The sequence below is a fragment of the Candidatus Poribacteria bacterium genome (genome assembly GCA_009839745.1).
Lineage (GTDB): Bacteria > Poribacteria > WGA-4E > WGA-4E > WGA-3G > WGA-3G.
This window is the reverse complement of the sequence record VXPE01000117.1, coordinates 16,126-42,910: the sequence shown is the minus strand read 5'-3', so window position 1 is coordinate 42,910 and position 26,785 is coordinate 16,126. Positions and strand designations below refer to the sequence as shown.

The 26,785-nt window shown below is 46.7% G+C and carries 16 protein-coding genes; all 16 read right to left on the bottom strand.

The annotated features are described in order from the left end of the window. Positions 1-12: 12 nt before the first annotated feature. The gene (locus F4X88_18440) at positions 13-3,336 is read right to left on the bottom strand and encodes a BamA/TamA family outer membrane protein (GenBank protein MYA58267.1); all 3,324 of its coding nucleotides are present in this window, start codon (positions 3,334-3,336) and stop codon (positions 13-15) included. Next, positions 3,263-9,778 (bottom strand): hypothetical protein, encoded by a 6,516-nt coding sequence (locus tag F4X88_18435; protein MYA58266.1) that lies wholly within the window; start codon positions 9,776-9,778, stop codon positions 3,263-3,265. The genes F4X88_18440 and F4X88_18435 overlap by 74 nt, the downstream gene beginning before the upstream one ends. A gap of 78 nt (positions 9,779-9,856) precedes the next feature. Further along, positions 9,857-10,735: a TlyA family RNA methyltransferase gene (locus F4X88_18430; GenBank protein MYA58265.1), complete on the bottom strand. Its 879-nt coding sequence runs from the start codon at positions 10,733-10,735 to the stop codon at positions 9,857-9,859. Between the two features lie 240 nt (positions 10,736-10,975). Beyond that, positions 10,976-12,184 (bottom strand): mechanosensitive ion channel, encoded by a 1,209-nt coding sequence (locus tag F4X88_18425; GenBank protein ID MYA58264.1) that lies wholly within the window; start codon positions 12,182-12,184, stop codon positions 10,976-10,978. Positions 12,185-12,221: 37 nt separating this feature from the next. Continuing rightward, the gene (locus F4X88_18420) at positions 12,222-13,145 is read right to left on the bottom strand and encodes a mechanosensitive ion channel family protein (GenBank protein ID MYA58263.1); all 924 of its coding nucleotides are present in this window, start codon (positions 13,143-13,145) and stop codon (positions 12,222-12,224) included. Next, positions 13,100-13,375 carry a hypothetical protein gene (locus F4X88_18415; GenBank protein ID MYA58262.1) on the bottom strand — a complete coding sequence of 92 codons (276 nt, stop codon included), beginning with the start codon at positions 13,373-13,375 and terminating at the stop codon, positions 13,100-13,102. The genes F4X88_18420 and F4X88_18415 overlap by 46 nt, the downstream gene beginning before the upstream one ends. A gap of 123 nt (positions 13,376-13,498) precedes the next feature. Next, complete coding sequence (locus tag F4X88_18410) at positions 13,499-14,236, bottom strand: hypothetical protein (GenBank protein MYA58261.1); 738 nt, start codon at positions 14,234-14,236, stop codon at positions 13,499-13,501. Between the two features lie 277 nt (positions 14,237-14,513). Next, positions 14,514-15,578 (bottom strand): magnesium/cobalt transporter CorA, encoded by a 1,065-nt coding sequence (gene corA / locus F4X88_18405; GenBank protein ID MYA58260.1) that lies wholly within the window; start codon positions 15,576-15,578, stop codon positions 14,514-14,516. 229 nt (positions 15,579-15,807) lie between these two features. Next, complete coding sequence (locus F4X88_18400) at positions 15,808-16,854, bottom strand: glutathione synthase (GenBank protein MYA58259.1); 1,047 nt, start codon at positions 16,852-16,854, stop codon at positions 15,808-15,810. Then, on the bottom strand, positions 16,851-18,776 hold the full coding sequence (locus F4X88_18395; protein ID MYA58258.1) for a flavohemoglobin expression-modulating QEGLA motif protein: 1,926 nt from the start codon (positions 18,774-18,776) through the stop codon (positions 16,851-16,853). The genes F4X88_18400 and F4X88_18395 overlap by 4 nt, the downstream gene beginning before the upstream one ends. A 22-nt stretch (positions 18,777-18,798) precedes the next feature. Beyond that, positions 18,799-19,611 carry an N-formylglutamate amidohydrolase gene (locus tag F4X88_18390; GenBank protein MYA58257.1) on the bottom strand — a complete coding sequence of 271 codons (813 nt, stop codon included), beginning with the start codon at positions 19,609-19,611 and terminating at the stop codon, positions 18,799-18,801. Beyond that, the gene (locus F4X88_18385) at positions 19,607-21,868 is read right to left on the bottom strand and encodes an amino acid permease (protein ID MYA58256.1); all 2,262 of its coding nucleotides are present in this window, start codon (positions 21,866-21,868) and stop codon (positions 19,607-19,609) included. Before F4X88_18385 ends, F4X88_18390 begins: the two co-directional genes overlap by 5 nt. Positions 21,869-21,957: 89 nt before the next feature. Next, complete coding sequence (locus F4X88_18380) at positions 21,958-22,863, bottom strand: OmpA family protein (GenBank protein ID MYA58255.1); 906 nt, start codon at positions 22,861-22,863, stop codon at positions 21,958-21,960. An 890-nt stretch (positions 22,864-23,753) separates the two neighbouring features. After that, positions 23,754-24,842: a sigma-54-dependent Fis family transcriptional regulator gene (locus F4X88_18375; protein ID MYA58254.1), complete on the bottom strand. Its 1,089-nt coding sequence runs from the start codon at positions 24,840-24,842 to the stop codon at positions 23,754-23,756. A gap of 90 nt (positions 24,843-24,932) precedes the next feature. Further along, on the bottom strand, positions 24,933-26,078 hold the full coding sequence (locus F4X88_18370) for a Gfo/Idh/MocA family oxidoreductase (protein ID MYA58253.1): 1,146 nt from the start codon (positions 26,076-26,078) through the stop codon (positions 24,933-24,935). Next, a complete protein-coding gene (locus tag F4X88_18365; GenBank protein ID MYA58252.1) occupies positions 26,075-26,746 on the bottom strand; it encodes a hypothetical protein in 672 nt (223 codons plus the stop codon). The genes F4X88_18370 and F4X88_18365 overlap by 4 nt, the downstream gene beginning before the upstream one ends. Positions 26,747-26,785 lie beyond the last annotated feature (39 nt).

Sequence of the window (26,785 nt, the reverse complement as noted above, 5' to 3'; positions counted from 1 at the left end):
CGCAAGGTAAAATTAAAACGTACTCCCCACACGAAGGTGAACGGCTCTGTTTGGATCTAAAGCACCCGGCGTGGACACGAGTGGGACAGCGTAATCGATACCAGCTGTGAGGGCACCAAGATCCAAGTAAAGTCCAGCACCGACAGAGGAGGGGAGCGGTTGCGTCGTATTGATATCCTCTAAGGCATCCCAAACATTACCAGCATCAAAAAAGAGGGCACCGCGAACGATCCGATAGATTGGGAAGCGGAGTTCCGTGTTAAAGATGAATTGCACATCGCCGCGATGGATGCCCGTGCTATCTTTGGGACCGAGAGAACGCTCAGCATAACCGCGAACCGTTGTCCCGCCACCTGCCCAAAACCGCTCAAAAGAGATCAGTTCCGCACGCCGGTTTGATCGCAATTCGGTCGTAATACCGAATCGGACGGCGGTGGCTACGACAAGTCCGCCGATGAGTTCTTGGTAATATCGGGTATCCGTTGTTGTCTTAATAAAACTGGTTTCACCCCGCAAGAAGTTGCCGCCCGCGTATTCAAGCGTGAGATCGTTCAACATGCCACCGGTAGGATTCAAATAACGCTCTCGGTTGTCGTAGGTCCAAGAGAATCGAATACTGCTCACGGTTGTGCTGAAAGGATTCTGCTCTATATGGGCACCGATACCTGCTGGAGAGCCCCGCACCGGTGGAACGGGTTGGGTCAAGTCCCGGTAACTATATCTTAGATCCAGGTGGTGCGACTCGGACACGTCTCTGCTGAGGATAAAACTCCCCTGAAGGGCGCGGACGTTATCGTCTACTTCTAACTTCTTGGCTAATATCTGTAGACTCCCCCGCGTCCGTCCAATCAACCACGGTTCAGTCAACGTCGCATCAAAAAGATAACCCAACTCGTCTCGCCATCCCAGTCTGGCGCGTGTCCGTCCGCGAATGTTCCGCTTAAAGAGAAAGTTGCTATCCGTTAACCCCAACGTTCCGCGAAACCCCTCTGCGAAACTGTAACCGCTGCTCATACTGTAGGTCCGTGGCTTCTGTTCTTCGACGGTTATTAAAACATCATTGATCTTCCGGAGACGCGGGTCAGAGGGATCCGTAACCTTCGAGGATTGCGGTGTCCCTGTGCTACGGGTAGACTGTGAGAAGCGTTCATACTGGACGCTGCGAAAAAGTCCTAAGCCATATAGATTTTGCAAGACACTGCTTAACTTTTTTGATGTCCAAAGCGTTCCCTCAAGGTGGCCGACTTCTCGTTGAAGCACATGTTGTTTCACAACATCCGTGTCCCCTTGAAAATAGAATTTACCAAACACGACCTGCTCACCTTCTGTATCTACGGTGAGATGTAGCACCCCGTGTTCATATACCGCAAGATGTGTCGCTTCCTGTTTAAGCGTATACCGTGGATTCCCCTCAATGTCTTGGAGGCTCCAACGGTTGCCGATGTAGGTGGCTATGTAAACGCCTGTAAGTGTAAGGTCATGTCTCTTGAATTCCGATCGGATTTCCTGTGGAAGTTTACCTCTCTCAAGGGGTTCCGAGAAATTGCCCGTTACTCGAAAAACTGGATCACTTGTTTCTAATATATACGAGTTACTTACCACTGCATCAATGTATCCGCGTTCATAATAGGCTTTCAAGATTGCGTTGCCGTAGGCTTTCCGCGCAAGTGAGGCATTTGGCTGCGGAAGCGGGAGTTCACGCGCCAAACGTGCCAGGAGCGTAGCCGTATCTAACGCGTTGTTCCCGCTAATGTCGCATCGGTGAATCATCTCTTTGTGTTCTTCAGTGATTGCGACATGTATCCCCACTTCGCCAATACTCCGGTCGTTTGGATTTTGTTTATCGAGCGTTGTCGTGATAACCGCCTTCGGATACCCCGCTTTTCCATATAAAATGTTGAGCCGATGTATATCTGTATCGAGTTCTGCTTCATAAAAAAAGGGTCTCTGTTCGTGCTGAAATAACACTCTTGCGAGGTCTGCTTGCAAGTTTCGTAGAAATCCGCCTATCGGTTTCATCGTCATCTCTCGCTTCAGTTGCGCCTCCGAAAATGCCCTATTCCCAGAGAAAGTGACATCCTTAACGACATAACGCACCCCGGGATTAATCGTAAGTCGAACCCTGGATGCATCCGGTATTTCCTCATGAATGGTGGTGTCGTGGTAGCCTTTGGCTTTGAAATAGGATCTTATCCGGTGCTCCCATATAGAAGGAGAGGCTGTGTTTATTAAAGAAACTATATCTTCTCTGAACGTCTCCTGGAGTGATAAAGGGAGCTCCCCAACATCCATAACGAAGTTAAACCGAACCTCTCTCCCTTCATTGACCTGAAATAGGAGCACACCCGTCTCATGATTAAAGTTTGGGACGATCTCAGCGGTAGGATAGTTGTTTTTACGGTAAAGTACCACCATAGATGCCACATCCGTCTCCACACCGGTTTTGTTGTAAATCGGGAGGAGTCGACTAAAGTTACACACGGCTTTAAGGCTGTTCGTTGAGAGAGCAACATTGTCTTGAATTTGCAATATTTTGATCTGTGAGGCATCTCCCACGGCTATCTGGTAGGTTAACGTCCCCGCTTCGGTGAGCGTATCGGAGACTGTGACCTTTGCGTCAAAATAGCCATACGCTTCACATACGCCTTTGATCCGCTGGATGTCGGTGTTGACAATTGTGGGCACATACTTTCCTCCCCGTCTTGATCGCATCTCATTCTCAATAGCGGTTTTGATCTCGTTTTCAGGGATGCCGGAGAGCACAATTTGTTCAATACGCGCGAAAGGTGTCAGCTGGTAGGTTAAAACAATACCATCGGAAGTGTCCTGCGAGTATACCTGAATTTGGGAATACTGCTGTGTTGCATAGAGTGCTTTAATGCTCTGTTGAATCGTCTGACGAGAAAGTGTGTCGCCAATTGATACGACTGTCTGGTTTCTAAGTATACTCGGGTATTCTGAGGTTTCTTCTGCAGGGGTTGTGCCAATGTAGTATTCTATCTTCGCAATCGGTTTCTGAGAGGAATCGTTGGGTTGGAAGCTTGGAAGTCTGGAAGATTGGGTGCCCATCCTTCCACCGTTCCGCTCTTCCATCGCTTTTTCCTGTGCGCCTACAGACTGGAGGAAAAAGCAGCAAGGAAACCAGAGAATAAGACAAACTGCGTAAAGTGTGCCAAAGTTTATAAAGTGTGCTAAGGTCGGTAAAGTTGTCAATAACCTTAGGCACTTCGCAACTTTAGATACACTCGCAAACTTTTTTCCCTTAGAACCGTCCTTTGAATTCAACGTCAATCCCGTGTTCCCTTTTTTCATTGGTTTCAATTTTAATGGATACATTCTTTCCGAGTGGATACTCCGCACTTATATATCGCGCATCTTCATCAAGCGGACGATGGAAACTAAATGTGAACCCACCGAGCGCGCCTGAAAGTGCAGCGTTGCGTAAGAGGAAATCTATAATCTCATCATGTGAGAGGACTTCAGTGGTCGCTTCAGGGGGAGCACTGAGAATAAAGTTAGGATTGCTGAGAGTGCCGGTAAGGGAGGCATACACCTGAAGATCAATTGTGCTTCCATCTCTCGGTAAGACGCCTCGAACGCGGTCCGGTGTGCGAAGAAAAATATTGAGGTCAGGATTAAAATCGACAGTGCTCTGGTTCCGGATTGCAGATCCTTCAATGAATTCAAAGGTCTGGGGAGGAATCCCAATTTTTCCATTGAGCATCGAGACGTTCCCGCTGAAAACGGGTTGACGCAGTGAACCGAAGAGTTTACCGAAGCAGGCGATTTCAATATCTGTGGGTCCTATGAAAGATGAAAGCAAACGAAAATTATCAGGGATGTTAATATCTACCCCATCGAGATGTAAATCACGCAGAATAGGGTAGTCCAATACAAGTTCTGTTTCCTTGACCGATGCCCCTGTGAGCCAATCCTGAACATTTTCCCAATTTTGTTGATAGTAGCCGCCGTTGATATGGATATCCCCTGTTAGACGCGGGCGAAGCAGTTCCCCGTGCAGACGAAATGAGGTGGAAGCGAGGTCAATCCGGTACTGTCCGGTTTGTTCAAAAACCGTTGATGTGAGACCGGTGGACACATTCAATGTTGGTGGTGTCTCCCATATATGTCTATCTAATGGGGCTGTGACGCCGCCCGTGACCAAAAATCTTCCATCATTCAAGGTGCCATCAAGTCTCCTAATATTTACGCCTTTTTCCGATAACTTAATGTCGCCTTCTACCCCTTTAACTTGAATATTAGCTTCCGGAAGTTCAAATCCAATATCATTAAAAAGGACACTCCCGTCGGCTTGTGGGGCATCCATCGTCCCTGTCAGTTCAACGTGAATTTCGCTAGTGCCTGTTGCAGTGCTAAGCCCTGGGACCACAGACGGCAGCATGGTAAGGTCGTTTACTTTTATATCCAAAGTTCCACGCATCGGGGCCTGCTGGAACTCTATCCAAACTTCTTCTGGAGACTGTTGCAATGCCGTAAGAAATGGAATAATTTCAAACTTGTAGGGCATTGTCCATGAGAAAGTCAGCTGATTTTTCCCGAATGTAACTTCAACGTATCGTTTCTCTGTTATTTCCCATTTCCGGTTCTGATACCGGATTCTCCATCGAGGGTCAATCGGGATGTCGTGTAGATAGAGCTCAGCAGGTTCGTTTTCGTGCCGTCGCAGGGTTATCTTTGGATTCTCGCTCGTCCCGCTCATCTGTAGACTTCCGGACAACGCCCCGGTAACCCGATACTGCGTAGGCCACGTGTTAGTTATCGTTGAAACATCAAAATTCTTGAGCCGAAGCGCGCCGTCAAACTCCCCGTTCATCGACCACTTGCTTTCAGCATCGATACTTAGCATTGTCTTCGCTGAAATGGTCTGTTCATTACCGAGTAACCCTTCAGGTTTTGTATCCTCGTCGGTAAAAGTCTGTTTGACTGAAAATTCGGCTTGGTTTTCAAACCTGAAAGTTTCCGTTAGAACCAAAGTTCCATTACTGAGAATTATCGGAGTCGGTTGGAGATTTTGAAAGTCATAGTGCCGATCCATTGCCTTGAAAGCGAGGCGAACGCTATTAATTGATACATCGGCATTTGAAACCGAGACCAAATCGGTGAGTGAGGGAACATCTCGGACCTGCGCAAAAGGCAACCCCTCTCCAGCCGCTAAGAAACTATCGAACGGGACTGTTAAGGTCCGCAAGGTCATTGTTATATGCCCTTCCACCTCTTCTACAAGGTATGGCGGTAAGGATTGACGGGCAGTTGAACCCAGGGGAAATCGTTCTAATCTCAATCCTCGTAGTATCAATGATGTTGGGGTTAAGCTGTCTAATGCTATCTGTCCATGTTCAAGTCTACAGGAGCCATCCCCTATGTCAAATCGGAACTCCGTAAAATCAATCCAGTCTTTCCGCGCGCTGAGGTGTATTTGCATATTCTGAAGTGGAAACCCGTGGAAGTCTTTAAGACGCAGTTGCAACGCTTCAACAAACACGTTACCCACCACATAGGGAGATTGACTTGTGCCTTGTATACCTAAATCTATGTCAACGGTGCCGTCCATCTCTGAAAAGGCGGTATCAATCTCCGGAAAAAAACTGAGAGGCAGTTCACTCCCGCGAAGGCGCACGTCAATGGGGGCAGCAATAAACCGTTCAGATATATCCATGGCTTCAAATGCCAGATTAAACGGAATAACACCCGCAAGGGTTAACACCCCTTCACTATTTTTGAGTTCTATACCCGTGACGTTTATGCGTTCATCTTGATACTGGATTTTGCCTGTCCACTCCTTTTGATTCAGCGTCCCCTGCCAGTCTATCGCGATTTCAGGGGAAGTGAAGGTGCCTGCAACGTTGACTGCCATTGCCGCGGTCATCGTAGGGGATGTGAGTTGTAACGGAATCTCCACAACGAGAGGCTCGGTATCCTCAGTCGTTCCCCTTGGATCAGATCTAAATCGGAGTGGTGCCCTGTTGATAAGACGGAAATCATATCCGTCAAGTTCCAGTTCGTTTATTTCGCCAATAACCGTAACCTGCTGTAGGTCTAAGCCTGTCCCGCTGAGATTAATATATCCTGACGTGAATCCATAGTCCCCAATTTCTACTTGTGACGCTGATACATTAATATCGAATCGCATCGCCTCTCTATCCTGACGTGAGAACACGGCTTCCCCTTGGATATGGTAGGGACCCTCTCCTATCTGACCGTTCGCCTCTATTCTTTCAACACGTACGAATTCTGAATCGAGGCGAATGTCTACACGAAGTCGCTCCAGCGTAATAGAAGGAATATAAGAAACAAAGCGGATTGGATGCTGTCCGGCTGTTTCAGCGTATAATAGCACAAGGGGCTCAGCGAGCGTGCCACCGATCTCTATAGATGCCTCTAAAATTCCAGTTATCCCGTTCCCAGAGCCGAAATTATTGATAGCCTCCACCGGCAAAGTAGTGAGATCCAAAGCGATGGTATCGACGCGGAGGTGTAACTCCGAACTGTCGACCGCTTCGGGTTGGACATCAACGTATCCTTCTAAATGCCCGTCGTTACCGAAGATTGTGAAAGCACATTCCTCAAAACGCAGCGTCTCCTCCTGATATGTTATGGCACCCCCTGCATCGGTGATGTCAATATCACCTGCTTCTGTTTCCAATGTTAGCGTCGGGGTTGCCCATTCTAACTGAAGGTTGGGTTGGGTGGGTGTTCCGGTCACTTTCAAGTCGTAACGGAGGGTGCCGGTTTGTAGCATGCCACGCGGGAGTCCCAATACCTCCGAAAAGGGTGGGAGCGCGAACCCGTCAGATACAGCGTGCAGGTCCATCATCTCATTTTTGGAATCCAAGGTCCCTATCAATTCAAGAAATGGGACTTTATTTTCGGATGCCCTCAAGGAAAGCGTCTCGATTGTCCATGTGTCGTCTTTGAGATTCAGACGGATCGGTTCAGCATTTGTGAACGCAATTCTCCGCGTCACAGTGGTCTCATAGCGTAGTTGGGAGGTACTAACAAGAATATCCACATCATACGGATAAATCTTTTGTCTTTGGGATTCAGAGGCTATGTTCGCGGTTGGTGCGACAAGATCCGCTATTGTTCCGCTTATTGATGCATTCCCATCAGCCGTCCCCGTAACCGCTTCAAGTGTTGGGTGTAATATAGGCAGGATCGGCGTAATATCAAATTTCTCACCTTCCGCAGTAAATCGGTAGGGATTCCCCAGAGCCAGGCTGACGTATCCTTGAATCCGACTCGTTTTCTCAAAGCCGTGTCCATGAAAATCAAAATAGGCATCCGTTATCAGTTCGGACGCCGCACTCGTGCTTTGTTGTTTTGTATCGGCATCGAGTGGGAGGTTCGGGTTCTCAGTTGAAGCGGAATCTGATTTAACCAAACCCTCTGTTAACTGATCCTTGTTAACTGACGACTGATAACTACTCTCCACGAGTTTGCCGAGGAGATGGACATCACCGAGTGGATATTTCGTTCCGCGCTCGGTGTGCAAGAAGGTTACGCCTGAAAAATCGAGTTCAACCTGAAAATCCGCATCTTCCGGTTTTTTGAGTTTTCCAACGACCCGAACATCGAATTGTCCTTCAAAGGGAAAATCGGGAAGGTTTGCCGCCTTCGCAATTTCTTCTAAGTGAACAGGCGAATTATTTTCGAGAAGTAGGTCATAGTCAGCATTAGAGGCTACTGCAACATTGAGTGTAACCTGCTGCCCGCGAGTCGTTATCTTGAAATCCGGTATCGTAAGATTGTAATCCTCAACCTCCAAAGGAAGTACCAGCGGATCCAAATGGATACCCCATGCCACGCCTTCGGTAACACTGAAGTCGGCAGTGCCATCCAGATTGACGAGCGTTCCATCTAATTTGAGTTCACCTCTGATCTCACCCTCTATAGGATACTCGGCACCTAACAATAGTTTCGGGTAATGTTGAACATAAACCGGATCAGCGACAACGCTGATATCCGCAGGAAACTCGCCTTCAACCTCCACAGTTCCCGTAATTGTCGTTCTGCTAAGAAATTCCTTTGTGGGAGGGGTTTGTACCCCCGATGTGCCTTCTATGGTATTCTTCGTCATCAATCCGTTTTCGATGAATACCCGTCCCTCTTGATAGCGGAAATCCCCCGACAGAGTTCCGATCGGAATGTCGTTAAAAGTCGCATTCGGTATCTCCATAAACCCTTTCAGCGTCCCGTCCGATAACTGCGCAGATAATGCCCCTATCCCACCGATGTCCGCACTATTGGCAATCTTCATCAGGTCATCGACATCGATACCCGACACCTGGATCTCCAAAATATCTTGTCTGCCTACAGGAAAGGGACCCGTGACATTAATCCCGGTTTCATCTAAGTTTCCGTCGATTTTTAATTCACCCGCGCCTATTGTGCACTTGAGCGTTGAATCGTTAAGTTTCACCTCGTCAAGGATTGTCTCTGTGAGTAAGATCTTGCTGGCGAGTTCGAGGCTTGAGGGGTCTGTGTGATTTCCGCTGAATTCTCCACTGCTTGAGAGGCGTCCTGTGCTGTCTGCGAGGTTTTCGGGCAGTTGGACGAACATTGACAACAGTGGGATCAGTTGTATTTCTGTAGCGTCCCATTTTCCGCGGTAAGTCATAGGGTGGGTTAGCAATTGTTGAAATTGCTTGAGCAGATCGCCTTCTAAGGCATTTTCCGACGTGATACTTCCATCACCGACCACGGTGCCATCGGCGACTTGGAAACTGAGTTGTTTTAACGTGAATATTGGGATGGGTTCAGCGTTGAAATCGGCGTCAATGTGTCCGGCTGTCAACGTTATCTTGGGGATATCCTTCTTTGCTGTGACAGCGGAGAAGGTTGGTATTTCCACAGAGAGGGTTCCGGCTAAGGCGGAACCTGTTCCCTCCACCGCCAGCGTCGCGTCAACATCGCCTTCAAGTTCGATGTCTTCACCAAAAAACGGATCTATATCTGCAAGGTTCAGGTCTAAGTCAACTTTACTGTTCCAAGGCGGATCGGTTTCTCCGTAGGTAAATTCACCCGTAACCTCCAAAGTGGAGCTCCCAAATTCCAATCGAAGTTCATCTAACGTGCTACCGCTGGCTAAAATATGAAAATCAGCATTAAATTTGTCAATTGCCGTTTCGGCACCGTTGACCGTGAAACTGCCCCTCTTAATTTCAAACGTCCCTTCATGCTGCCATGTGTTGAGGGGACCTTTTACCTCAATCGTAATTCCATCAATCCGGAGGTCCCAGCTGCGTTGTGTGTCGATGTAATCAATTGTCCCATTCTCACATTTAATATATTTGACAGCGAAACCGAATTGTGGAGAATCTTGCGATTGTGGGGACGCTTGTGTCGTCTGGTCACCCAAAATATCTGATAGATTCAGGGCACCCTCGGGGTTCCTGCGGGCGTGAATTTCCGGTTTGTCTACCTGCAGTTCCTTTACCTCAAATTTCCGGGTTAGCAATCCTAAGAGATTATATTTGAGTACGACTTTCCCTGTGGAGATTACCGGTTTGTTTTCCTTAGAAATCTCAACACTTCTAATGCTGACGCTCCCTAAGATATTTCCCTCTATTTTACCGACGTTTGCCGTGTAGGTAGCGTCTATCCGATTTTTCAGTTCAGTCTCGAGTCGTCCTTCTACCCAATCCAAGAAGGTGCTTGATCGGATAAAGAAAAAAGCCCCGCATAACCCGACAATAAAAAATAACCCAACGAAAATTTTTAATTTTACCTTGCGGGTAAATAACGTGTGTTTCGACATTAGCGTTCTTCTCTCAAATCCGCCTGCGTGTTTTTGATAGGGTATTTCTGCGTATTGTTGCAGGCTACTGTTTTGGGTTTAACAAAACATCTTTACTACCTGCTGACTGCTATTTCCAAAAGACTCATGCGCGGCTTCTACAATCTCTGCAGTCGTGTGCTGAAGTTGATAGGAATCCGTGCACTCACCATCGACCGCAAGCCAAAGCAGGTACTCAATATTTCCGATGTCCTTGTGGATTGGCGAATAGGTCAGACCTTTCACTATGGCTCCGAGTTTTTCCGTCACAAAGGCACTAAGGTTATCTATCGTCTGGATATGCACCCGTTTGTCAGACACAATTCCCCCTTTTTTCACGTACGCTTTCCCGGCTTCAAATTGCGGTTTCAAGAGTGCGATGATGTCAATAGCGGATGACTGACGACTATTTGGTATGAGAAGTTTGATTACACTCGGCAGAACCGTTCTCAAAGAGATGAAGGAGACATCAATCACGGCGATGGAGGCAAAGTCTTCTGGGGCATTCAACACCGATGTTTTGAGATGTGCTGGCGTTAGGTGCCGGATATTCGTTTTCTCAATCGGTTGTACCTGTGGATGCGTGCGGAGTTTCCACGCCAGTTGCCCGTAACCGACATCAACCGCATGGACGAATTTCGCACCGTGCTGGAGGAGGCAGTCTGTGAATCCCCCTGTTGACGCACCAACATCGAGCGCAACCCGATTGTGAACGTTTATATCAAAGGTGTGTAACGCCTTTTCTAACTTGAACCCGCCTCGGCTCACATATTTTTGTTGCTGCTGGACGACCACCTCGGCATCGGCGGGAATCCGTTGCCCCGGCTTAATTCTGGCGTTCCCGTTAACAGTCACTGCACCCGCAAGAATGAGCCGTTTCGCCTGTTCCCGACTCTCTACCAAGTTGTGTTCTACCAGAAAGGTGTCTATCCGTTGCATTTCTTAAGTTGTTCTATAGAAAGGGTTCCGTCAGCATTGCTGGAAAATCTGAATTCGGGAAAGGTATGAACTGACAAAATATTATAACGCAAACCGTCATCCGGTCTATGTCCGATTTTCAGTGGATTCCCGTTCAACCCTGCTGAATACTATCCGCGCATTCGGTGTTGATGCCCTGCGGGCTTAATATTGAACTCGCGTTGTATATAGTATCACAAGAAATTGTTAGCGGTCAAGATTTTATTCCGCTTCCTTCGGGTAAAAATGGACATCTCGTTGCGGGAATGGAATTGTAATATTGTATGCTTTAAATTTGCGCCAAATCGAAAAATGGAGATCGCTGGCAATATCAAAACGCCGAAAGGAGTCAGGAATCCACGCTAATAATTCAAAATCGAGAGAAGATTCACCAAAACTAACAAAACGCACGAAGGGGGGCGTGACGTTTTCCAAAGTAGGATTGGACTCTTTAATTACCATCGGATGCTCATGTGCCGCTTCAATCAGGGCTGTTCTCACAATCTCGACATCTGAACCATACGACACCCCGACGGGAACCCGAAGACGGAAGCGATGGCTATCGTGTGTGAGGTTATGAACGGACTCGGTAATCAACTGCGAGTTAGGAACAATAATCTCCTTTTCATCAAGCGAAACGATAACGGTTGAACGGAGATTGATACTACTCACCCTTCCAAATACGTCGACATCCATAATCTCCACGAGATCTCCAATTTTGATAGGACGCTCAAAAATAAGGATAAATCCTGAAATCAGATTCGAGGCAATATTCTGTAAACCGAAACCGATACCGATACTCAACCCACCGAAAATTATCGCCAGCGTTGTGAAACTCACGCCAACGGCACTGAGAGCCAGAAGGCTCCCAATGCTGATAAGCGTAAAATGGAAAAATCGAAGCAAGATGAACTGGGTATGTCTCGCAATTTGGAAATCTTGGAGCACCTGCCGCCTGAGCACCCATTGCAGGTATTTAGAGAGGATAAACATCCCGAAGATGATCACAAACGCATAGAATAGCCTCGCTAACGTTAAGTTACCACTATCTTCAACGGTTTCAATCGGTGATACTTCTCCAGATTCACCAATCTCGACAGCTTTTTTAGGCGGTTGGAACAACTCTGTAAGTGGGTAATGAAAAACTTTACCAAGGAAACCCGTGCTAATTCCTGCGAATCTGAAAGCCAAACCTCCTCCGACAATCACAATGATGAGAAATAGCAACGCCAGTAACCGATTTTGGATATCTTTGGATATCCGGAGACGATTGAAAAGACGCCGGAACCATCGATGTAAAGATCCTGCTACCAGCAATGTGGCGGTCAAAGTCAGGATTAACGAAACAATTTGGAAAACTTTTATGGGTTCCCCCAAAATGTTTACCGGTGTTTCAACTAAATCACGGACCTGTTGGATTAATTCATTCATTTTATTCTATCCTATCTGTCAATGGACGTTCTGGGAACTATTGGATATGCAGATACTGTGGCGGCAATTCATCGTTCTTTGGGATTAGTAGTGTCTCGCTCTTGACATAGGCAAACTCAATCTGCTCCGCGTGCCTAAACGCCTTGGAAATCCGTTCCACGATTAATGTCGAAGTGCTTTGCCGCTTCACAGCACTGACGCGATACCTGAGTTTGGCGACCACGCCGGAGGGTATAAACTCAAACCGCACGTATGGCGATTCCCCTGTTTCCTCGCAGATGTCAGCTGTCACTTCAGCCGCCTGCTCACACATAATCTGCTCGGCACGCGTTATATCTGAACGATATGTCAACCGAATAATTACCTCATCCAGAATATATTTCTCGTCTCGTGTATAGTTAATCACATTCCATCGAAAAAGATGTTGGTTCGGAATCATAACACTCCGCCCAGATTTCTCCTCCCCACCAATCGTTCCGCCAACCTGATCCAACTGTGTATACATGATCGAGATGTCCCGCACGTCACCAATAGTCGTTCCCAAGATAACCCTATCCCCAATCCGATACGGTTTCTGAAGGATAATCAACAACCACGCGGCTAAGTTCATGATCGGGTTTCGGATACCCCACCCCATCAGCGTCATTATAAACGCTAATGACAGTCCGATGATCCCAAAGACATCGGAAAAAAGAAAAATGATGAGCACACCCATCGAAAACATGAACACGTAACGCCACATAAAAAAGAAGCGGTCAGCATTCTCAGGCTTATAGGCGTGCGCCTCTGTAAACTTGCGGAGCTGCGAGGTCAGACGAAAGTAAACAATGACCGTCCCTATCCCCACCAAGACCATCCACACCACGGATATGTATTTGAAATTGAGTATCGCCTGCCAGACTTCTGAAGACATAACTACTCCTCTGAAAGACTTGCCGATAATGCGGGTTGGTCTTTCCATGAGTAAATGATTTCTGAATGTGCATAGCAGAACTCAACTCTCTTACTCCCGGAGAAGCCATGAAAAACAATTTTGACAATGTCGCTGAGACTTTTCGCACGATCCACCGGGCGCGTCTTGTAGCGTAACCGCATCATCACACCCGCATCAAACAATTCCGCACGAATAAACGGTTCTTCCGCAATCTCTTCGATGACATCCGCTGTAACGACCTTTGCTGCGTCAACCAAAAATCCGTTCTGCTAAACGTGCGATGGCTTCCAAAAACATTCTATTCCCCTTTCTTGAAGTTTGTTTGGGAGCACTAAGACTATTCGACTACGTTGTGATTCACATTTAGGAACATTATACGGCTATAACGTAACTCGCAAAATCGTCAGATACTTATAATGCCATCTCTCCGTTAACGGATCGCTATTATAAGTTAGGGAACCACTCAAACGCAGACTTAATCGGGTAGAGAGGCTGAAAGTAATCGCGGGCTCCGCCAAAAATTTATAGTTTGTGAATCCAACTTCCGGCGTGAACTTCAACAAAATATTCAGTTTCCGCCATCCTACCGACGAGAATGCCAACCATCGGAACGTTGTCGGATCAAAATTCTTTAGCACCAGGTCTTTTTGAGGTCGAATATTTTCAATGAAGGCACCGACACCACCAGATACGCGAAGTGTCCCGCGTTCATAAATCGCAGGACGGATATAACTACCGATTTGGGATGTTAGCGTGCTCCCTTTACTAATGTTACGTTCCAAATCTGTGAACGCTTCAATCCCGAAAGTGCCTATCCGAAAACCGCCTTGGGCACGCGCTTTGGCAATCTCAGAGAGCACTTCTTCTTCACTTGACGCTCGCGAACCAAAAATCCCGACCCACCCATTAATATCCTGAATCGGAACAACAGCAGTTAGGATGAGTGTCTGTGAAGTTCTGTCGCCATTTACACCGATGTCTACCGTTTTGGCATCCTGCGGCAAATCGGCGAACTGGGCATATACCGGTATTGAATAAAAAACCCCGAAAACCGCCACAATGGCGGATATATACAATTTACTGACTGAAACATTGTGGTGAATTAAAGACAATCGCATGTTTATTATATTTTTTATTCTCCTCCTTAAAAAATTTACTGTAATTAACACAGGTTGCTAACTTCGTAGCGTAGTATTATTTCAACTTTGAACTTATGGGCTGTACGGGCGAGGAGACCTCGTCCCTACGGTGAACTGACTCTAAAACTCAATCTTGATGCAATAGTAGTCTGTTAAATTGGGTTTCCTGTGAGATGAAAACTCTCACCGAGAGGCACATGTGTGCTACGACCCCTATATAAGCCAAATGCTGTTTTGAACTGCTACTCTTCAAAATTCAGAACCATTTTCTGAACTTGAAATAGAGAAACATAGCGATGCCAATGCCCACCATCACTAACAAAACAACCGGGTATCCCCATTCGGCTTCAAGTTCGGGCATGGATTTGAAATTCATCCCATAAATACCGGCGATGAAGGTCAGTGGAATAAAAAATGTCGCCACAATGGTTAGTACCTTCATGACTTCATTCATCCGATGACTCACCGCCGAGGTATAGGTATCAAACAGCCCTGAAACCGCGCTGCGAAGCGTTTCTAACGTGTGTATCACTTGCGCCAGATGGTCGTAGACATCTCGGAAATATAGAGATGTTTCTTGCGTAAATAGCGGAATTTCGTCATCTAACACATCATTGAGAACATCGCGCAGCGGAAGAATTGGTCTACGTAAAAGTAGACACTTCCTTCTCAATTCATTGATTCTCGCGAGAATTTCTGATGTCGGGTTCGTAATGGCTTCTTCCTCCACCGATTCAATTTGATCACTGAGATGTTCCAACACGATGAAGTAGTTATCAACAATAACATCTATTAACGCATACGCAAGATAATCGGACCGCATCTTTCGAAGTCTACCATTGACGTTTTTGAGTCTATTGTGAATAGGCGCGAAGAGTGATCCGGAATTTTCTTGGAGTGAAATTACAAATCTCTCGCCAATAATAAGACCGATTTGTTCCCTTGAGACCTTTAGAGATGCCCTATCAGAATCGAGATGCTTGAGGATAACAAAGACATAGTCCTCATATACCTCTATTTTGGAGAGTTGAGTAGGGCTCATCAAATCTTCAAGCACAAGCGAATTAACCCCGAAATGCTCTCCAATCTCTTCAATGATATCTGTATCATGAACGCCTTCAATGTGAATCCAAGTAACAGTCGCCGTATCTTTGAAAGGTAGACACGCCTCTACCGTTTGAACCTCTTCTTCGTGAAGGTGTTTTTCATCATAATCAGTGATGGTAATCCTAACGGGTTCTGTCCGCTCTTCACCCACATAAATAAGTGTTCCAGGCGGAAGCCCAACTTTTTGCGAATATCTTTTGAACGGATTTAACAGCGGAATTCTCAATGTATAGCCTCCCGAAAATCATACGAGTCAGTAATACTATCTGCTTGTTCTAAATTTCATTTTTTGATAATTTACTATAATTTATGACGAATAGAATCATCAAAAAGTTACATTAGCCGTAGTCCTACTGAACAATAGATTCCATTACATTTTGATCTGTGCCAAATCCGTTCGCCATCCCCATGTCCAAGATGTTGACAACCCCGTCATGTGAATTTTACAGGACTGCCATTTCCACATTGTCAAAATTTCGCCGGTAGTATTTCATGTACTGCACTTTTTTCTCAAGTGCCTCAATAACAGCGACGTTAAAATTCACTTTTTCAAACCTTTGTGCACTTCCCAACCCGCCTGGACTGAAGACATTAATCTCCATAAGTTTGTCTCCTACAATGTCCAAACCTACCAAGAACATGCCATCTTGAACTAATTTAGGGCGTACCATTTCGACGAGTTCTAAGGCGGTATCGGTAATTTCCGCCTGCCGAAGTTTCCCGCCTGCGTGAATGTTACTTCTCATGTCGCCGCCCATGCGAACCCGCCGGAAAGCCGCATATCTGCCACGGTAACGCAGCGGCAGTCCATTGAGAACGAACAAGCGCATGTCTCCCTCTGCTGCCGCGGGTAGATATTCCTGTGCGATGACATATCCATCCCTGGCGACAGCATCAATCATCTGATTGATATTCGGAAGGTCATCCGGTCTAACAAGAAAGACACTTTGTCCACCGGATCCCTGCAGCGGTTTCAATACCACTGTCCCACCTTGTTCTTGAGCAAATGTTTTGATCTCGCTTTGACTTCTCGTAATTAGGGTTCTCGGTCGCACCTCCTCAGGGAAAAGTTGGAAGTACATTTTGTTGAGTGCTTTGGCAAGTCCATTCGGGTCATTGAGCACAATGACACCGTGTCGCATTGCGACTCTCCCGAAAATGAGTCCAGCGTTTTGAGCCCAAGGTCTTGCCATCGCATCATCCGCTGGGTTGTTTCGTAGGAGCAAAATATCTAAATCATCGACCGTAATACGCTCCACTTTTGCCCGTTTGCTCTGCAGGTCATTGAAATAGGTTTGGTGGGATTTATAATTACTGCGCGGTGCCATACGAGCCGTCGCACGAATATACTCATCTGGATCGTAAGCGAGATCGCCGACTGCTATTATCCACGCCTCATGTCCCATGTTGATCGCCTGCATTGCCAGCCGAGTCGTTGTGTATCCGGCTTGTTCAGTTTCCAGATCATTGACGAGGAATCCGATTTTCATTTTTTCTCCTTTTTGATTAAACCAAGAACAGAGGCTTCTTTGCGTAACGCATTGATTTTCTCTTCTACACTTGGATTTTCCATATACCTTGGGCGTAGCGGTGCTGGTTTTAGAACCTTACGCCACTGTAATTCTTGAATGATAGGAATGTGTTCAACTGCGATTTTCCCGACAAAGAGCGGCTCAAATGCACCTCCTTTTTTTAAATAATCTAACAGCCCGATGAGTCCTCTGAGATAAACTGCATCTTTAGTTAAACCACCACTGCGATAAGTTCTCATTGTCGCAGTGAAGGCTGTTCGTTGTGTGAATGCGTAAGTCTCTGTGAGGATTCGAAAAGTCTCAATAAAAGAAGCACCATCTATTAAACAACGCACAGCGATTACGCGTCCCGCCAAAAGTCGTAGCCGCGGAAGGCTCAGACCGTCCACAAGGTATTCTGAAAGGACAGCAATGCCTTCCTGCATTTCCTCGTAACCCGCGAGTCCAGTATAGAGCATTTGGAACGGTTGGGCACGTCCGTTGAAGTAGGTGAGTATATGCGTACCGACTTCGTGCTGAATCAACGCATCTGCACGAGAAACTGGGATTCGTGCTTTTTTGCCGATGAGTAGGTTTCCGTTAGACACCATAAGTCCCGCGTAAATATCATCGCGTATCTCAACGCTCGCAGAAAATTCGGGGAATTGGTGTCGGTAGTATTGAAGTTCCTTTTCAACGCGTTTCGCAAAAGCCGTGGCATCAAGTCTAATACTCGGTTTCCTCTCACGACTCTGGGAGGGCACATAAGCTACAATTTCTTGGGCAAGTTGCAAAAGGTTATCGTTTACATCACCAAAAAGCTGCAAACTGCCGGGCAAGAATCGTGGTGTATCAACATGACTCAGCATCGTGAGTTGTATATCAAGTTCATCGCGCTTTTCTCGGAAAAGGTGTGCAAGTGTTGGGTCTTCTATCCGTTCTAACCCAATATTCCAAAGTTTACGCTTGAGCAGTGCAGGATCAAAAGCACGTGGACGGTAATAAAAAACCGGTGTCCGTTCAAAATGTGAACGTCTAAATGATGCATACGCGTCTTCTGTATTGATCGGTGTTACCTGTAGCAGAAAACCAAATGCATTACTGATTTCTGCGAGCTGTTTGTCTACTTCCCAAACCGCCTTAACAACTGCCCGACGTCCCAAAACATGAAAATGTGCAGGGCGATGCGTCGTTTCTGCTCGTGAGAACTGAAAAAAGGTTTTCTGCAACGCCCCAGTGATTTCACGCGCGAGTGCCCGTCGAATTATCGGAAAAACTTCATCCGTTTCAGGTGAGCGATAGATAGGAGACACCTCAAGACCGATTATAGCACATCCTATTTCCTTGCAAACTTGGGTTGGCAACAGGGCAGGTAAACCGGAGGGGGCTATTTTCCGATGCCGCGTCATTTTGACCACAGCTTCCTGTTTGCGAACGCGAACACGGCGAAGTGCCTCCGCGAGTGTCTCAACGGTTCCAAAGGGACTCACGGTTGATTGTGTTGCAATCCGGAATTCGGGTACCCGCGTGAGTTGAGCGGAATCGTTGCCGTCCTCATTTTTCTTTCCGCTCCAGATCTCCAAAATCAGAAAAGCCCCAAACTCACGGGATAATGTTCGGGCAATATTCTGGATAAGTTCGGATAGACTCGCACCCATTCGACTGTCCCCTGAAGCAATTAAGTAGGACGGTTGACCCATAACAAGACGCTCCGTGCCAGTATCTTTATACTTTGGTGGATACCGATAGACACACAGAAATGGCAATTGCCGATCAATATGCAACCGTCCACGATCCGGGAGAGTCCGACGAACCGCCTTGTTTTCTGCAAGTCGATCACAAACTGTCCTAATGAATCGATCACTGATAATTTTAGGAGATACCTTGGGTTGATCTGCCATCTTGCTAATTTTTCCTCGGGTTTTATATTTTTTTCTCGGCTCTATTCAATATGTCAATTTCTTCTTCTACACCTAACAGTGTGGATTGTAAAGCATGTTGAATCGTGTTGATTCCCATCATATCTGGCTCACCTGTCCACTCATCCATGAAGAATTTTTTGAATTCGATGGCAATCGCACAACCAGAATTTGGAAACGATTCATGAATCCATCGTGCGAACTGTCCACCTCGGAATTTGACATTTTCTCTGACATCGAGATGTCTCCCCATAAAGTCAAAAGCCCGAAGGTCTGCCATGAAACGCTGAATCAGCGGAGTCCACTTCTCGTTAACCACCGTCCCTGTGCCAATATTAACTTCTGGATTCTCTTCTTGCTCCGCCGGTGGGGCATTACGACCGTCGCGACGATGATTGTACGAATGTAGATCAAAAACAACAAAATGTCCAAAGTGCCGCGCAATATCTGTCAATAGGTTGTGGACTTCCGAATAGAAGGCATCGTATCCTGCTAAGGACCTGCTGATCAGTTGTTCATCCGGACGCTCTTGCCAAACACGGAGTCCCCAAGCATCCTCCGGTCTAATATAAACGGCTTTCTCACGCGGACGATTCAGATCTACCTCAAAGCGGGATTGTGAGCCTATAATCCGTGTTTCTGCGACCTCAGTCCAGATGGCAGTAAAGGGATCCTCTTCTCTGAGCCTTTCTGCATCGGTTAAAGCCAGAATTCTCGAGACTTCCTCACGCACGTGATGTCCATCATGAATCGCTGCTGCTACAACGGGACTGTGGCCCTTTGTTATTCCCCATATCGTTGGTGTGCTTAGGTTAATCAATGACAATCTCCTCAATTGAATGGACGAACAGTACGTCGTTCACGCCTTCGTAAGATAGTAACGTTTGGGCTAATTCCTCAGAATTAAGGCGTTCCTCTGTTAAACCCGCGATAACCAGGTCAGCCTGAAAAGAGCGTTGCGCCACCTCTTTTTCCAAAACCTCTGGGCTGTTATAGGAAATAGAGGTCACATTCTGCCTTGAAATCGGGATCCGACCCTCCTCCATCAGTGTCGAGAGTTCGTCAGCCTCACGTTCAGCGTCTCTTGCCTCGGAGCAGGCGAACAGTTGGATCTCAGCACGTTTCCACTCCGGATGTCCCACAATGATATATGCAAGCAGCAGCATCAGGGGTGCATTCTTCAAGTTATCCTCTGTCACCCACACATGGATCGAGGCGCGATACCCGAATCGATATTCTGTTGATCGCAGGATCAAGACGTTGGACATTAAGCTCGCTGCGAGACGCGCGCCTTGTTTAACTTCTTCGAACTCCTCAGGACTCTCACCTTTAAACTCAAGGAGGACACAGTTGTTTGGTAAGCCAGAAATCCCAGGCATCTGTAGTATTTGCGCCATAGCAAGTGGAAACGTCGGGCAAATTACGGAATCAACGAAGATACCTGCTTTACTCATCTCCGCTCGCTGAATCAACCCGTCAACCTGGCTACGCGCTTCTCTATCGCTGGTAAACGAATAATCAACAGGCAGGAACTGCATAAACTGACCGAATCCGTGTCGGTGGCAAATCCAACGGAGTAAGTCAAAATGACCCAGCCGACGTTCTCCGAATCGAGTTATAGCGATAATCGAAGGACGCCATCCCCCTTCTGATGTAATGACGCGATTCTTCTGCAGAGTCGTCTGCAACCACCGAGTTAATTGAAACATCGTTCCTTGGAAGATCGCTGTCAAATCGCGTTGGCCTCTACTGCTGCGGCGAAGCCCCAGATAAGTGATCGCCATGAGAAAAATTGAGATGAACGCGTATAGGGCACTTATTTGAATCATCATCAATCCACACATCATAGTTCCGAGCAGAGACAGGTACCACCGAGAATGGAAAGTCGGGCGATAGGACGGATTACCCGCGAAGTGCTCAAGAAATGAAACAGCACAGAGTGCTCCGTACATTACCATGAAGAACATACTGAGGATCTGCGCGATAAAATCCACACCGCCTACGACAGTGAACACTATAGCGATTGCGCCTGATACACACGTCGCGTATACGGGTTCTTCATTCTTTCCGAACCCTTTTTCCATGAGGCGGTTCAGCTTCGGAATCGGCAGTACATTGTCACGAGCAAGTGCCTGCAGTGTTCGGGGCGCCACGAGGATTGAGCCGAGAGCGGATGAGAGCGCAGCGGCTCCCAACCCAATATAGATAGCCGGTCCCCATAAGGAAATCTGTGCCATGATAAACTGATCACCGGCGAGTGCCTCCGGTGTCGCACTCTGACACAATTTAAAGGCAACAAAAATATAGACCACCATACCTGTGAGTGTCGCCGCAATCGTGCCAAGGGGTATGCTTCTCTGAGGGTTTTTCAAGTCCCCGGAGAGTCCCAAACCCGCAATCATCCCAGTGAAGGCGGGAAAACAGGTCGCGAAAACCGTACCGAAGCTATCGCCGTTTTCAATGCGCGCCGTAATATTCAGACCATCGGGCTGTATGGATTCAGGCCCCTGACCCAAAAAAAAAGTTGCTATCGATGCAGCAAGGATGGCACTGATACCCCAGAGTGCCGACACCCCTATATCCGCGCCCTTCGTTAACATGAGTGCGATGAGCAATACGGTACACGGGACACTCACCCAACGTGGGTCAAGACCCAACTCATAGGTGTCTAAGATCCACTGATAGATGGGGACAAAAGCCTCGGCAAATGCTACCATATAGAAAGCGACCGAGATCGCTTGGGAAAAATACAGGGCAAGTCCGATCGCGCCTCCAATGCTCGTGCCAAAGGAGCGGCTCACAATATAATAGGCACCCCCGCCTGCCACACGGCGATTGGTTGCAATTTCCGATACTGCTAACACTGTCGGAATCGTAACCAAATGCCCGAGGAGGATAATAATGAGGCTACCCCAGAGTCCGACATTCGCGATAGCATAACCGAAGCGTAAAAAGAGAATGGCACCCAAGATCGTTGTGATTGAAGTCAGAAACACTGGAGCCGTCCCAAAGCCGTGACCTCGTTGAGATGGCACAGTTTTGGATCCAGATTGTTGTTTGCTCTTTGAAAACATTATGCGTTTTCCTCTCGTTTGAATGTAAGTCGGAATATCAACAGATACTTGTAGTGCCATTTCCCTGTCAGTAGTTTGCTATCACAAAACTACTGACTCGCCTGATTCTCAATAGATGCCATTACATTTTGAAGTGAAGTCAGCAGCTCGGATAAAAAATCCTGCGGTGGCACCAGTATAATTTCAATTCTCCGGTTTTTCGCTTTCGCCTCGGGTGTGTCGGCAGCGTCTATCGGTTGATAGAAAGCATATCCTGTTGCCGCCAAACGTTGGGCCTTAATGCCCGCATGCTCCTGGAGGTATTTAACAGCAGCGATTGCCCGCTCGGTTGACAGATTCCAATTTCGTAACGCTGATCCTCCTATCGGCGCGTCATCGGTATGTCCTTCAACCCGCACGGCGTAATCCAGATAGTTCGTGCTGAGCAAGACTTCCGCAGCGATCGCCTCAAGGAGTGTTTTTCCTTCTGGACTTAAAGTCGCCTTCCCAGTTTCGAACAGGATTTTCCCTTTGACATCAAGCTTCAGGCGTCCTGCGTCATCCAATACCGCACCGACTGAATCTTTAAATTTCGCTTGGATAGCGGCGATTGAACGTTGCGATTGGATACGAATCTGTTGGAGTTCAAACTCGATTTCGGCTAATTTTGCCCGAAGGCCCTCTTTTTCGCTTTCAAGTGAGCGTTTTTCCTGTCTAAGCGCATTACGTTCGGCAGCGATTTTTTGGGAGGCTTCACTGGCGTTTTGCAATATTTCTTGGGTCTGATTGAGGTCTAAACGTGCTGCTTCAAGTATACTTTGAGTTTCTCCCAACCGTTTTTTAAGATCGGTTTTCTCGCTTTCCACAGTTTGCAAAGTCCGTTCGGTGGACACTAACTCAACCTGAACCTGCCCAAGTTTCTTTGAAGCTGCATAGAGTAGAATACCCAGAACAATAATCGCAAATACACCGACCCAAGTAGATACAATTCCAAGAACATTTTTTTTCACGTTCAAATTTCTCCTTGAAAAAGGTTAGGGAGGTACGAGAAACCGCATGTCCTCAATACCTCCATACCTAACGTGAGTTTGAAAATAAATCTGTAGGTGTTTTTGCTTGGGTGTTTCCCCAGGTAGAGCGGTAAAACGACCGAAAAAACGCAAAATATGGGCAGATACACCCTTTTTCAAACGACTTTTTAACGAAATAGCAGTAGCGAAATCCGACATCCCACTTTTATCAAACTCACGTTAATTTACTTTTGGTAAACATACCGTATAGAGTTAACTTCGCAAAAAAGGACCAAAAGTTTTCCATCGGACGTATACGTACTTATCGAAGGCTTCGCGTTTCCATCAATAAACCAATGAATCGTTCCCTGTCTGTTGGTATACGGTTCAATCAATTGGTACGAACCCGCTAAAAATTGATTTCCGTTCTCAAATTCTTGGATAAACGTTGTTTCAGTAAGGCGCAGTGTTCCAGCACCTTCAACAAGTTTACCGTCTATCTCAGTCCGACATTATGTACCCCTTTTAAAAATCGAACGCCAGTTGAGCGAGAGTTTGCTACGTGTCTACAAGATATACTTGAGCAAGAACCGTGCCAATCTCCTGAATCCTTTGAATCATCATTGGATATTTTCCGTTTTACATACCGTATGACCTTGTAACGTCAGGGTTTCTAACCGAAAGCCTACGCTAAATCCGATAGATTTCCTATTTCGTGGTTTCTGGAAAAACCCCAAAATATTTATGCCCCTTGCTAAATTTTTTTGTTTTTACAAAAATTCTTACAAACAAAAATAGCCCACAACATGCTAAGCACGTGCAGGCGTGAAAAAACCGCAATAGCAATAAGTGCCACCGCGGTTTTGTATCAGTTTTCTGTCGATTCTATGATGTTTTTATTTTCTTTCTTCAGTGTTTTCCTCGGCTAAAGCACAATACTTGTCCAAGGTAGGCACAGATATTTGGAGACTTTTTGCAATATCCCGTTTTGAACAGTGAGAACTTTCTGATCGGTATCTCATAAGGGTAACATGAGAGGTTATTTCGGACATTGTTCCGGTCTGGATTAACTCCCAGAATCTGTTTTTATCGTCTTCAGGTATTATATGTGAGTTCCCATTGAATTCTTTCGAATTTTCTGCTCCGACACGAATTGCGTCTGATAATCCTGCCGAGTTTGCATCATGCTCATTTAACATTTCCACGGCTATTTCCACATCCTCCTTTTTCAATTCTTCACCTTCAGTCAAGATAATTGCGGTCTCTATTACATTTCTGAGTTCGCGCGCGTTACCGTACCAATCGACATTTTGGAGATAGTTAATTGCCTCAGGCGTTATACTGTTAATTGATCTGTTATGTTCACTGCTTAATTGCGAGATGAAATTGAAAGCTAAAGGTCCTATGTCTGAACGTCGATGGCGGAGCGGCGGAATCTGAATGCGAAAGAGATTAATTCGATAATAGAGGTCTTCTCTAAATTTTTTTTCGTTGACCGCAGTTTTAAGGTTAACATTTGTCGCTGCAATAACTCGGACATCCACTTTGATTGTTTTTTCCCCGCCGACCGGAGAGAATTCTCGTCCCTCCAAGACACGGAGAAAATTCGCTTGGGCACCAAGCGGCATTTCCGCTACCTCATCCAAAAACAACGTGCCTCGATTCGCTTGTTCAAACACCCCGCGATGCTGCCGAAGAGCCGTGGTAAAGGCTCCTTTTTCGTGTCCAAAGAGCTCACTTTGAATGAGTTCCGGTGGAATCGCACTACAGTTCATGATTTTGAACGGAGCCTTTCTACGCGGACTGCTATCGTGAATTGCTTGCGCGACGACTTCTTTGCCAACTCCCGTTTCACCTGTGATGAGGACAGTCGCCTTTGTAGGAGCAACTCGCTTAACATATCGGAAGACCGCTTGCATCTGAGCAGATTCGGAGATAATATCCCTGGTAACGCCGTGTGCCTGCGTTGCGGTTCTCTCAATCATTTTGTTTTCCCTTGTCTTTTTGGCGGGTAATCGCTTCAATAAGCATTACTGATTGGAGAAATCACTTGTTTGCTACGATGATAGGTGAAATTACAAAGTTTCGCCGTACTCTATGAGAGCTTGTGAGAAATCGCCTCTTTTACCCAAGAGGAATGCCTTCTCACGTCGGTGTTTTTTGTCTTGTGGGTTGACATCGCGTTTGGATGCCAACCGTTGAATTTCGTCGTCTAAACTGACGCGAAACTCGCTCATTTTTAGACTCGTCTGTTTCCGTTCAATACAGTCTTGTAATCTTTCTCGAAACCATAAAGAAGGCAAAACGCTTCGGAGCGTGCCTGCATAGGGCTGGCGATCCCCTTCAATCGCTAAACAGAACTCGCGTAGTTGTCCCGAAAAACCCTGTATATTCGCCGAAATCTCCTCATCTCCGCCACCCATTCGGAAAGTGTTCTCGTTAGCAAAATACCGCCACGTTTGCAGATCGCTCCAGATATGGGAAGTTCTCCCGGTAATTTCGATGGTATGGTAGGAGTCGTTGCCCCACTGACGATTAGAAGTCTGGCAGAAGGTGCAAAGTGCTCCCTGCGGAAATCTGATAGTACTGCTTATGTTGGGTGCCCCAGTTTTGGAAGCCATCACAGTCACTTCCTCAGGTAGCACAGTATATTCCACAAAGAGGCGACGGGCTATCTCAAAAACAATCTGAAAATGCGGCGCTCCCAATTTCAACAGATCGTTTAAATATGGCACCCGCCCGATTCCAAGTAAGAATCGCATGTCTTGAATCACGCCAAACTCGGCATCGCTTACGATACGTAAGAGTTCCTGAACGCATCTACCGAATATAAACCGTGTCCCCGTCATAACAAGCCGGTTATATTTTTCAGAGGCTGCGGCAAGGTGCAGTCCGTCTGCTAAAGAATTGAGGGGAGCTGGAGATAAGACATTGACACCCGCAGCAAGTGCAGATTCAATGAGTTGAGCAATAGGCACGCTTGCGGTTTCATCTGAGATAATAATGACGCCTTCCAATTTCGGTCTCGCTGTGGTGAACATTTCTTCAGGACTGTCAAAGAAATCACACTCAAGAAACGATGCAAATTCCTCAACACGCGCACGATTTTCGGGAATAGCACTGGAACTCGCAATGCAGTTCACGCGCAATTGGATAGGGTACAAAGCCTGAAAAAATCCCGGTTGACTCTGCTCCCCAGAGTAAACGACACCGATCCTCATAGTGCCCCCCCATAATCGTAATACCTCTTCAAGTCCTCTATTTCAGATAGGCGTTCGTTTACTGCTGAGATCTCAGTTTGAGCCCATTGGTTAATAGCGTTGCTTATTTCTTTGATGACCATCTCGTAGGGGGATTGAATCTCGGTTTCTGTCTTAGAAAGGAGTTTCGATATCTCTTGGGTAGGCTTTTTTAGAACGGTGAGGCACCCTACCTGAAATTCAAGCAAGTTCCTGAGACGAAGCGTTAGCGCGAGCGTCCCCCACCATTTGCTGTTCACTTCCTCAACCAATTGAACGCCGCCAATCAACGGGCGCGATAGTGGATTGTCCTCTTCAGGTAGGCACAAGACATCGACTGCCGCAGCGATAGTGAGGTTTTGGAGTCCTTCCCAATATTCGTTTCCGCTCCATACATCGACGACAGTAAAGTTATAAGTCTGCCCTATCGCACGACAGAACACCTCATGTTGCACCAAATTCGCAGCGTCTCTGTCAACTAAAAGGTCCAAGGCAATGGCATAAACGCTCTGCCCATAAGGAACCGAGTCGTTAATACGGGTTGTATTTATCACCGCTAAGTTGGGACCCGACCTTGGAACCCGTAACCTTGCCGAATAGGTCGCTGAATCGTAGTATTTTATGAAATCTTCTCTTGTAATCTTTACCACATCCCTTCAAGATTGGTTTAAGACACCGCTTCAATGATG

Coding starts and splice junctions, on each gene's coding strand:
- F4X88_18440 (MYA58267.1), bottom strand. CDS start 3,336: ATGTATCCATTAAAATTGAAACCAATGAAAAAAGGGAACACGGGATTG.
- F4X88_18435 (MYA58266.1), bottom strand. CDS start 9,778: ATGTCGAAACACACGTTATTTACCCGCAAGGTAAAATTAAAAATTTTC.
- F4X88_18430 (MYA58265.1), bottom strand. CDS start 10,735: ATGCAACGGATAGACACCTTTCTGGTAGAACACAACTTGGTAGAGAGT.
- F4X88_18425 (MYA58264.1), bottom strand. CDS start 12,184: ATGAATGAATTAATCCAACAGGTCCGTGATTTAGTTGAAACACCGGTA.
- F4X88_18420 (MYA58263.1), bottom strand. CDS start 13,145: ATGGAAAGACCAACCCGCATTATCGGCAAGTCTTTCAGAGGAGTAGTT.
- F4X88_18410 (MYA58261.1), bottom strand. CDS start 14,236: ATGCGATTGTCTTTAATTCACCACAATGTTTCAGTCAGTAAATTGTAT.
- F4X88_18400 (MYA58259.1), bottom strand. CDS start 16,854: ATGAAAATCGGATTCCTCGTCAATGATCTGGAAACTGAACAAGCCGGA.
- F4X88_18395 (MYA58258.1), bottom strand. CDS start 18,776: ATGGCAGATCAACCCAAGGTATCTCCTAAAATTATCAGTGATCGATTC.
- F4X88_18385 (MYA58256.1), bottom strand. CDS start 21,868: ATGTTTTCAAAGAGCAAACAACAATCTGGATCCAAAACTGTGCCATCT.
- F4X88_18375 (MYA58254.1), bottom strand. CDS start 24,842: ATGATTGAGAGAACCGCAACGCAGGCACACGGCGTTACCAGGGATATT.
- F4X88_18370 (MYA58253.1), bottom strand. CDS start 26,078: ATGAGGATCGGTGTCGTTTACTCTGGGGAGCAGAGTCAACCGGGATTT.